General features: G+C 65.7%; 1 protein-coding gene. It reads right to left on the bottom strand.

Going from position 1 to position 2,898, the window contains the following annotated elements; translation table 11 throughout:
- Window positions 1-2,898: helicase-related protein (locus tag MOV75_RS33095; protein WP_247007428.1), on the bottom strand; the 2,898-nt coding region annotated here is incomplete at both ends.

Raw genomic sequence — 2,898 nt, 5'->3', positions numbered from 1 at the left:
TAAGACGCAAGCCGTCGGCGGGCGTCGGAGAGACGCTGGCGGTAGCGCTCGCGCTCGCTCTCAAAGTCGGCCAGCGCGTGCTCAAGGCGGGCGACCGCTCCGAGCGGCGTGACCGTCACCGGCAACTCAATCTCGTATTCGGCGCCGGTTCGAAGAAGCGTCGTGGTGTAGCGGTAGCCGTCCTCTCCGAAGCGCTCGCCGTTGTACGCGACGTCGAAGCCGCCGATCGAGGCGATGCCGATCTCGCCCTCCTGCCGGAGTTGTACCAGCGTCAGAATCTCCTTCATCAATGCGCGACCAGCGAGCTTGCGTTCCATATACGGCTCTCCCGTCACCGCCATAGTGAAGGCGTCGCCGGCGGTCGGAACGCGACGTTCGACGTCCCGGCTGATCTCGCCGATGCGGCGGACGGATAGCTCGATGTCGCGCTCGGCCTCGCGCATCTGCCGCCGCACGGCGTGCTGGTCGTCGATGTGCGCAGCCCTCAGCCGTTCGAGCCGCGCGATGTCCGCTTCGAGGCCCGCTTTCTGCATCAAGCGCGGGTCACCCGACGCGATGGCCTTTGCCATGGCGAACTGGTTGGCCTGGCTCTCTCCCATGTCCTCGAGCCGACGGATCGAGGTATCGCCGGAGAGCGCGGCGGCGATGAAGCGGGCCTTGCGCTCGTTGTTCTGCCACATCTGCGCATCGAGGCTGCCTTCGGTCGCATAGGCGAAGATGTCTATCTCATCATGCTGGTTGCCCTGCCGCACGATGCGACCCTCGCGCTGCTCGATCTGCGACGGAAGCCAGGGCACATCGAGGTGGTGCAATGCCTTCAGGCGAAGCTGCGCGTTGACACCGGTGCCCATCGTATCAGACGAGCCGATCAGGAAGCGGACCTTGCCGGCACGAACGTCGCCGAACAGGCGCTGCTTCGCCTCCGACTTCTTGTAATCCTGCATGAAGGCGATCTCGCCCGGTGGCACGCCGAGACGGACCAGCTCGTCGCGGATCCAGCGGTAGGCGGAGAAGCCGCGGCTCTTCTCGACGCTGATGGTGCCGAGATCGGAGAAGATCATCTGCGCGGCGCCGGGCAGCTCGAAGGGCTTACCATCCGCGCGCGTGTAGCTGCCCTCGGCTGTCTCGCTCCAGATCCGGAAGGCGTTGCCGACGAGCAGATTCAACTTGTTGTCGGCCTCGTTGTCGCCATCCGGATCAACCAGACGCAGGTCGATTGCAGCGTGGCGGCCGTCGGTGATGACCGACAGCAGGATGTCATCGCCAGGCTCCGGTGCGCGGTCGCGCTCCTCGATCGCCTTGATGCGCTCGCCGAGCCGGATCTGGTAGCGCTTGAATGCCGGCGATGGCTTCGCGGTGAGGATCTGGCGCTTGCCGGTCGAGACCGCCGGCACCTTCACGTACTGGCGCAGGTCCTCCGGCATCACCACGTCCGCGAAGGAGCGGAACATAGCGATGAGCTCCGGCACGTTGACGAAGGTGGCGAAGCGCGTCACGGGCTTGTATTTGCCGGAGGGCTGCAGCTCGAGTTCGGTCGTGACGTCGCCGAATGTGCTCGCCCAGGCGTCGAACTCGTGCAGGCCGCGCTCAAGGAGCGCCTCGTAGCCGAGGTAGCGCTGGACCGAGAACATCTCGCCGAGCGTGTTGGTGATCGGCGTGCCGGAGGCGAGCACGAGCGCGCGGCCCCGGTTCTTCGTCTCGACGAAGCGGGATTTGACGTAGAGGTCCCAGGCGCGCTGAGAGCCGTTCGGATCCACGCCCTTCAAGGTCGACATGTTGGTCGCGAAGGAGAGCTTCCTGAACTCCTGCGCCTCGTCGACGATGATCTGGTCGACGCCGATCTCGGAGATGGTCAGCAGGTCGTCCTTGCGGGTCGAAAGCGATTCCAGGCGCTCCTGCAAGCCCTCCTTCAATCGCTCGAGGCGCTTGCGCGAGACGCGATCTTCACTCTCGACCCTGGTCAGCAGTGTTTCGTAGAGCTCGAGCTCGTCCTGGATCATCTGCTGCTCGAACGCCGACGGCACCGCGATGAAGCGGAAGGCGCTGTGCGTGATAATGATCGCGTCCCAGGTCGCGGTCGCCGCGCGCGACAAGAAGCGGTACCGCTTGTCCTTGGTAAAATTGGTCTCGTCGGCGACGAGGATGCGGGCGTTCGGATAGAGCGCAAGGAACTCGCGCGCGGCCTGCGCCAGGCAGTGGCCGGGCACGACCAGCATGGCCTTGGCAACGAGGCCGAGCCGGCGCTGCTCCATGACGGCGGCGGCCATCGTCATGGTCTTGCCGGCGCCGACGGCGTGGGCGAGATAGGTCGAGCCAGCCGAGACGATGCGCCAGATGCCGCGTTTCTGGTGCCCGTAGAGGACGAAGGCGGCAGAGGCGCCCGGAAGCTTCAGGTGCGAGCCGTCGAAGGCTCGTGGCGCGATGTTGTTGAAGCGCTCGTTGTAGACCCGCGCCAAGCGGTCGGTGCGATCGGGATCGGACCAGATCCAGTGCTGGAAGGCGTCCTTGATCTTTTGCAGCTTTGTCTTGGCGGCTTCAGTGTCGACGACATTGAGGACGCGGCGCTCGCTGTCGCCGTCCTTGACCGTGTCGAAGATCTGCGGGACGCGGCTGTTCAGCGCGTCGGCGAGCAGCTCGCCGGCGTGCCGGCGGTCGGTGCCCCATTCCGATGTGCCGGCCGCCATCCAGCCGAGCTGACGTGCCTCCACGGTCCACGATGCGAGCTCCGGCATGTGGTGGATTCTGATCTCGGCGTCCATCGTCGCCTTGACGAAGGCGACGACGTCGGCGGCCGGAATCCACGGCGCACCCAGACGCGCAGTGATGTCGGAGGGCTTGAGGTCGGCGGGCTGCACGCCTTGCAGCGCCGCGACGTTGCGCTCATAGGTGGGGTCGAGC

It is taken from the genome of Bradyrhizobium sp. PRIMUS42 (assembly GCF_023006515.1).
Taxonomy (GTDB): domain Bacteria; phylum Pseudomonadota; class Alphaproteobacteria; order Rhizobiales; family Xanthobacteraceae; genus Bradyrhizobium.
This window is presented reverse-complemented; position numbering and strand designations above follow the sequence as displayed.